This window comes from Pseudophaeobacter sp. (assembly GCF_039971195.1).
Classification (GTDB): domain Bacteria; phylum Pseudomonadota; class Alphaproteobacteria; order Rhodobacterales; family Rhodobacteraceae; genus Pseudophaeobacter.
Genome location: NZ_JBDWPJ010000212.1, coordinates 1 through 6,241 on the forward strand (window position 1 = coordinate 1; position 6,241 = coordinate 6,241).

At 61.2% G+C, this 6,241-nt stretch carries 5 protein-coding genes and 1 tRNA gene; 1 reads left to right on the forward strand and 5 read right to left on the reverse strand.

The annotated features are described in order from the left end of the window. Positions 1-7 precede the first annotated feature (7 nt). Together ABJP42_RS18080 and ABJP42_RS18085 are read right to left on the reverse strand one after the other, a co-directional pair. Positions 8-2,122: a 2Fe-2S iron-sulfur cluster-binding protein gene (locus ABJP42_RS18080; RefSeq protein WP_348342873.1), complete on the reverse strand. Its 2,115-nt coding sequence runs from the start codon at positions 2,120-2,122 to the stop codon at positions 8-10. Positions 2,123-2,215: 93 nt separating this feature from the next. Then, complete coding sequence (locus ABJP42_RS18085) at positions 2,216-2,845, reverse strand: glutathione S-transferase family protein (protein WP_348342875.1); 630 nt, start codon at positions 2,843-2,845, stop codon at positions 2,216-2,218. Between the two features lie 163 nt (positions 2,846-3,008). Between ABJP42_RS18085 and ABJP42_RS18090 the strand changes: the two genes are divergently transcribed. Beyond that, positions 3,009-3,920 (forward strand): LysR family transcriptional regulator, encoded by a 912-nt coding sequence (locus tag ABJP42_RS18090; protein ID WP_348342877.1) that lies wholly within the window; start codon positions 3,009-3,011, stop codon positions 3,918-3,920. A 12-nt stretch (positions 3,921-3,932) separates the two neighbouring features. On the opposite strand, the gene nagA is transcribed toward ABJP42_RS18090, so the two are convergent. From nagA to ABJP42_RS18105, 3 genes are all read right to left on the reverse strand, one after another. Next, entirely contained in the window at positions 3,933-5,093 is a 1,161-nt protein-coding gene (gene nagA / locus ABJP42_RS18095; RefSeq protein WP_348342879.1) for an N-acetylglucosamine-6-phosphate deacetylase, read from the reverse strand. Positions 5,094-5,113: 20 nt separating this feature from the next. Further along, positions 5,114-6,019, reverse strand: coding sequence for a glucosamine kinase nucleotide-binding domain-containing protein (locus ABJP42_RS18100; RefSeq protein ID WP_348342881.1), 906 nt, complete (start codon positions 6,017-6,019; stop codon positions 5,114-5,116). A 138-nt stretch (positions 6,020-6,157) separates the two neighbouring features. Then, a tRNA-Met gene (locus ABJP42_RS18105) sits at positions 6,158-6,234 on the reverse strand. Positions 6,235-6,241 lie beyond the last annotated feature (7 nt).

Below are 6,241 nucleotides of genomic sequence, written 5' to 3' on the forward strand. Positions count from 1 at the left end.
GGAGTGACTAAAGATCGAGCTGCAAGGGCGGGCTGTCTTGGGCGGGGCGGGCGCAGCACAGCAGCACCTCATCGGGCGCAATGTCGGCTTCGGGCGGCTGGCGGTAACTGACCGCCCCTTGAACAAGGCGGGTGGCGCAGCTCCCGCAGGATCCGGAGCGACAGCTGAAGTCCGGGGTCAACCCCTGGGCTTCGGCCAGTTCCAGCAGGGTGCCATCCTTGGGCGACCAGTTCAGCGGTTTAGAATCTGGGGAAAGCTGGACAGATGCGGCATCCGCCTCATCCTCGGCTGCCTGGCCGAGCAGCGGGGATTGGTCAGTGGCATCGGAGCGGCGGGTCAGGGCAGCCGGGCCAAAGCTCTCTGCCATTATCCTTGCATCCGCCACGCCAAGGCGGCGCAGTGTGTCATAGACGGCTTGCATGAAGGGCGGCGGGCCACAGAGGAAAAAGTCATAGTCATAGTCATCCAGCGCCAGCACCTGCCGCAGGGTGTCATCGGTGATATAGCCGGTGCCGTTGTAATCCACGCCAGGTTTTTCCTCTTCCGCAGGTGTGCCGACAATCGAGAGGTAGCGGATCTGCCCCTCGGAAGATTGCTGCAGGGCACGAAATTCATTAGCAAAGGCGCGCTGGGCGCTGTTCTGCGTAGCATGCAACACCGTGAGCGGGCGCAGGTGCCGGGTGCGCAGACCCTCGCGCAGCACATGTATGGCCATGGCAATCATCGGCGTAATGCCCACCCCACCCGCCAGCAGCACCGCAGGGCGGGTCTCGGAGGGATCAAGGATGAAAGTTCCTCGCGGGGCTTTGACCTCCAGGATGTCGCCGGGGATGATCTGGTCATGCAGCAGGCGTGACATCTCCCCGTTCTCTTCGCGTTTGACTGAAATCCGATAGAACGGCTCTTCAGGCGCGGAAGAAAGCGTATAGGTTCTGGTAAGTACCTTTGGGCTGATTGGATCTTTGGACCTGGCCCGCAGGGTCAGGAACTGGCCGGCCTCAAAGGGCAGCACCGGGGCGCCGTCGGTGGGCTCCAGATAAAAGGAGCGAATGAGGGTGCTTTCCTGCTGCACTCGCGCCACCCGAAAGGCGCGCCAGCTGTCACGACGGGCTTCCAACTTGTTGCGGGCCGCGCGGTCTGGCCAGGTATCCGCCAGCAGTGAATTTGGCGAAAAAGCACCCAGTTTGGCCCGAAACGGCAAGGCCTCCGTGAGCCAGAGCCCATGGTCCAGCGTAAAGCGCCAGCCACGATCGGCCCCGCGAAAGTCGTGTATTTCCGGCGCGTCGCCGGCCAGCAGTTCTGTGGTGCCAGTGAGCATCAAAAGCGTGCCGCTGTCAAAGTCGGGAAAGACCAGACCCGCTTTGGGGTTCAGCAGGAAGTTGCCAAAGGTATTGAAGTGGTTGTTCCCGGGAAAATCCGGGATGATCAGGCTATTGTCCTCAATCTGTACAAAGCCCGGTCGCCCGCCGCGATGAGAGACATCGACGCCCTCGGCCACCGGGTTGTCACCGGCTTCGGCAGCACTGGCCACAAAGAACACATCGGCACCGGTGATCAGGGCCCGCGCCTTGGCATCCAATTGCGTGAAACGGGGCGAAGCCTTGGCCGGGCTGCTATCCTCGGGCGGGCGATGAAAGGTGACATCGCGGTGCTGAATATACTGTGGGCAATTGCCAAAGGACTGGTCGACCCGCAGCTGCATCTGCCCTGCACTGAGGCTGGAGATACGCCCATTCATCCGGTTGCGGCGGCGGCTATGCATTTCAATTCCCAGCAAACCCAGGGCTGATCCCTGGTGCAGCGCGGCCCGTACTGGATCGGCAGCAGAGGCATTCAGGGCAACATCCAGATGGCGGTTGTCTGGCGATTGAACAAAGCCCGGCGCGCCGGGAAACAGCGTCGCCCAGGGCCAGCCTTCGCCGTCAACCGCGCCCAGAACCACAAAGGGCAGCTGAGCAAAAAACGCCCGGTGTTGTTCCGGCATATAGGGGCGGATGACCCTATGGCCAAACTGCTCCATCCTCTCGCGGCTGCCGTTTTCACGCTGCAGCTGTTGCTCGCCTGCGTGGAAAGGGGATCTAGGCTGGCTGTCGTCAAGCGGGGCGGGAAAGGCGGAAGACATGGCGGACCTCGGGTCTGAACAAATGAAGGATCGGGATTGATTTCTTCTCCAGGGCAGGATCACCGCCCTGGAGAAGGCTGCTCTCCCGTCGGATCAGGCGGCAGCAGCAGAAAGGCCAACCGGGGTGACCGGCATCGACTTAAAGCCTTTCAAGCCTTCGATAGTGCTCAGCAGGCGGCGCACATTGGGATAGGGCTCCAGCGAGACATCACCTTCGGGGGCATGAGCCACATAGGAGTAGATCGCCACATCCGCGATCGTCGGAGCCGTGCCCACCAAAAACGCACGCCCCTCCAGATGGGCCTCCAGCTTGCCTAGTAGGCGGGCGGAGATGGTTTTGCAGAACTCCGCATCCAGCGGCGCGTTGAAGACATTGATCAGCCGGGCGGCTGCGGGACCAAATGCCACTTCGCCCGCGGCCAGGGTGAGGAACTTTTGCACCTCGGCCTCACCCACCGGGTCATTTGGCAGATAGGCAGGGGCATATTTGCGGGCCAGGTAGACCAGAATGGCATTGGCATCGCTGATGACTACATCGCCATCTTCGATCACTGGCACCTGACCGGCTGGGTTCAACGCCAGAAAGGCCTCGCCATTTTGTTCACCCTTGGCGAGGTCGACGTTGATGATCTCGTGGGAGATACCAGCAAGGCTGGCAAAAAGCTCTACCCGGTGGGCGTGACCAGAGAGCGGGAAGCTGTGAATGCGCAGGGTATTGGACATGATGTTTCCTCAGGGATAGGCCGCCGCGGCGGGCTGTTGTTTCGGTGAGGAAGATCTATATTTAGAACGCGTGAGTGATAATCTACCTTGCTGTGGAGTTAGTATGTACGTTTTGGCGGTAACGCCTTATCTTGGGCATCGCGTGGGAAAAGAAGGCTGAGCCATGGATACCCTGGATTGTATGCGCACCTTTGTTGCGGTTGCGGCGCAGCATTCCTTTACGGGCGGTGCTCGCCAGATTGGCATCAGCACCAAATTGGCCAGCAAATATGTAGCGCGGCTGGAAGAACGTCTGGGTGCGCAACTGTTCAACCGAACCACCCGCTCCGTCACCCTGACAGACACCGGTCAGGCCTATCTGGAACGCTGCATTCCGTTGCTGGATCAGATAGATGAGATGGAAGGGGTCATTCAGGAGCGGCAGTCGGAACTGGCGGGGCCAATCCGGCTCACGGCGCCAACTGGTTTTGGCAGCCGCGAATTGGTCCAGGCGATCATGCCCTTTCAGGAAAGGCACCCCAAAGTTCAGATCGAGATGCTGCTGTCGGATTATCATGCCCCCATTGTCGAAGAAGGGATCGATCTGGCGATCCGCTTTGGCAAACTACAGGATTCCACTCTGGTGGCACGCAAGCTCTGCGATATGCGGCTGGTACTGGTGGCCAGCCCGGACTATCTGGCCCGCCATGGCACGCCGGGTCACCCAAAGGCGCTGGCCACCCATAAATGCCTGTTGCTGCAATCCTCGGCGCAGCCAGATCTCTGGCGATTTCAGGATGCGGCGGGGGAGATCACGGTGCCGGTGACCAGCAGCTTTCGCGCCAATTCTCCGCGTGCAGTGGCCTATATGGCGGCAGGGGGGCAGGGGATTGCCCGCTGTCCTTACTACACCGTCCGGAGTTTTATCGAGGCCGGGGAGCTGGAGCTGCTTTTTGCCGATCGCGAAGATGCGCCGCTGCCGCTCTATGTGGTTTACCCGCCAAGCCGCCACCTGACCGCGCGGATCCGGGCCTTGATTGATCATCTGGCGGAGTGGTTCCAATCCGCCGAGCAAAACCCCTGGGCGCCGCGCTGATCAGAAAAGAGCCTAGGGATGGTCTGTGATTGGTCGTGCCGAGCTGAGGTCTTTAGAGATGCGGATAAAATCCTGTTCCTTCATGCCAATGGCAGAGCTGTCCTGTGACCACCGCCCAATCACCTGCCGTGGTGTGGCGACGGCAGCGGTCAGGGCCTCTTCCAATGGAATGTCACAGCGGGTGGTCAGGACCCGCAGCGCCGTGGTGAGGTCAAGATCCGCCCCCGCCAGGGTGCCATCTGCCAAGGTCAGTCGGCCTGCCTGCCGGACGATCCGTCGGCCACCGAGTTCAAATTCACGGATGTCGCTGCCCGCCGGGGCCATGGCGTCGCTGACCAGATAGATCTGTCCACTGTCCCTAGCGAAAGCGCTTTTGGCTGCCCAGGCGGATTTCATCGTGGCGGGATGCACATGGATTCCATCCGCAATCAGCCCTGCGTGCAGATCAGAGCCCGCCAATGCAGCGCCGACCAGTCCTGGCGCGCGATTGCCCATCTGGCTCATGGCGTTGAACAGATGGGTGACGCAGCTGACACCCGCTGTCGCATAGTCCAGGGCCTGCTCATAGCTGGCATCTGTATGCCCCAGCGCCAGCACCACCCCGGCCATGTGCAATGCTCTGACCTGCGCAAGGCTCACGCTTTCCGGCGCCAGGGTCACCATCAGAACCGGCAGGGCCGCGGCGGCTTTGAGCAATAGCTCCAGATCCTCCTGATCCATTGGTCGGATCAAAGCGCCGTCATGGGCGCCCTTGCGGCTGTGCGCCAGATGGGGGCCTTCCAGATGCAAGCCTGCCAGGCCTGGTACTCCGTTCTCAATTGCAGCCAGTGTCGCTGCAATGGCTGCCTTTGTTTTCTCGGGCCTATCGGTGATCAGGGTTGGCAGAATCTCAACCGCGCCTAGACGGCGGTGTGCCGCTGCAATGCGCTGCAGGCTGGCTGGGTTAGGGGCGGCGTTCAGCATGATGCCATCGCCGCCATTGACCTGCAGATCCAGATATCCGGGGCTGAGGATATCGCCTGCGAGGTCAACATAGGTTCCGCCACTGGAGGGGGAGGTGGCAGTGGATAGGCCGGAGAGCCGCCCATTGCAAAACCGCGCCATGGCGTCCTGATGCAGGTGTTGCCCGTCAAAGATCGGACCGCCGCCATACAGGATGTCTGATGTGTTCATGTCTCTGTTCTGATCAGCGCTCAAGGTTCGCCCCCTGCGAGGCCAGTCCCTGTTTCGATCTGGCGGGCAAAGTGCTGCGCCAATTCCAAGGCCCCGCTGAGCGGATCTGCCTTGGGCTGTTGCACCGCCGCTTGTATCTCGGCTGGCAGATAGGTTTGATATTCGCCAGCAAGCCCCCCGGTGAGGCATATCGGCAGCTGCGGCTGCCAGCCTAATTTAACGAGGCTCTCAGAGAGATAGGCCGCGCCACGCTGCATCAAGGCCAGGGCCAGCGGATCACTACGCTGGGCCGCGGCGGTCACCTCTTTGGCCAGGGTGCCGAACTCCATCGGGTTTGCGCTGGCGGCAAAGGCCACAATCTGGGCGGAGGTTTGAAGCCGTGCCAGCATGGCCCGGGAAAGGTCAGAAGCTGCTTCCAGCCCGTCACAGACATCCAGGGTCACGACCAAGGCCTGACGCCCCAACCACTGGGCCGAGGCCTGATCGCCCAGCTGTGCCCCCCAGCCGCCAATGATGCGGCGCTTTCCGTTCAACTGACTGGCCAGGAAGGATCCGGTGCCGCAATGGGCGATCATGCCATCTCCAGGGCCAAGCGCACCACGCAGCGCCGCCGGCCTGTCGTCTTCGACCTGGGATCGGGTGAATGGCAGGGCGGATTTGACGGATAAGGCAATCTCGGCACTGACGACACCGGCAAGCCCCAAATAGGCGGGCAGTTCGGCCAGCTGGGCAGCTGACAATCCGGATTGCGCGCTCAGGTGTGTCAGGCCTTGGCGGATCTGGGCAATGGCGCCGTTAAAATCGCTGGACACATTGGCGGCGCCGACCTCTACCTTGGTGATGTTACCACACTGGTGCAATGCGATCCGACAGCGGCTGCCGCCGCCGTCTACAGCAACAAATCGGGTCGATGGGTCTGTCTTCATGGTCAAAGGTATAGGCGGGCCACCGCGGTGGAGCCAGCCCCAAGATAGGACGCGAGAGATCACAGCGGGGCGCAAAAGCCGCAAAAACACTTCTGGAGCGAAGCTGACAGGTCGTCTCAGCTCTGAAGGGGAAAGAAGTGGTGGCGTGGGGGAGACTTGAACTCCCGACCTATCGATTATGAGTCGATCGCTCTAACCAACTGAGCTACCGCGCCATCTTCT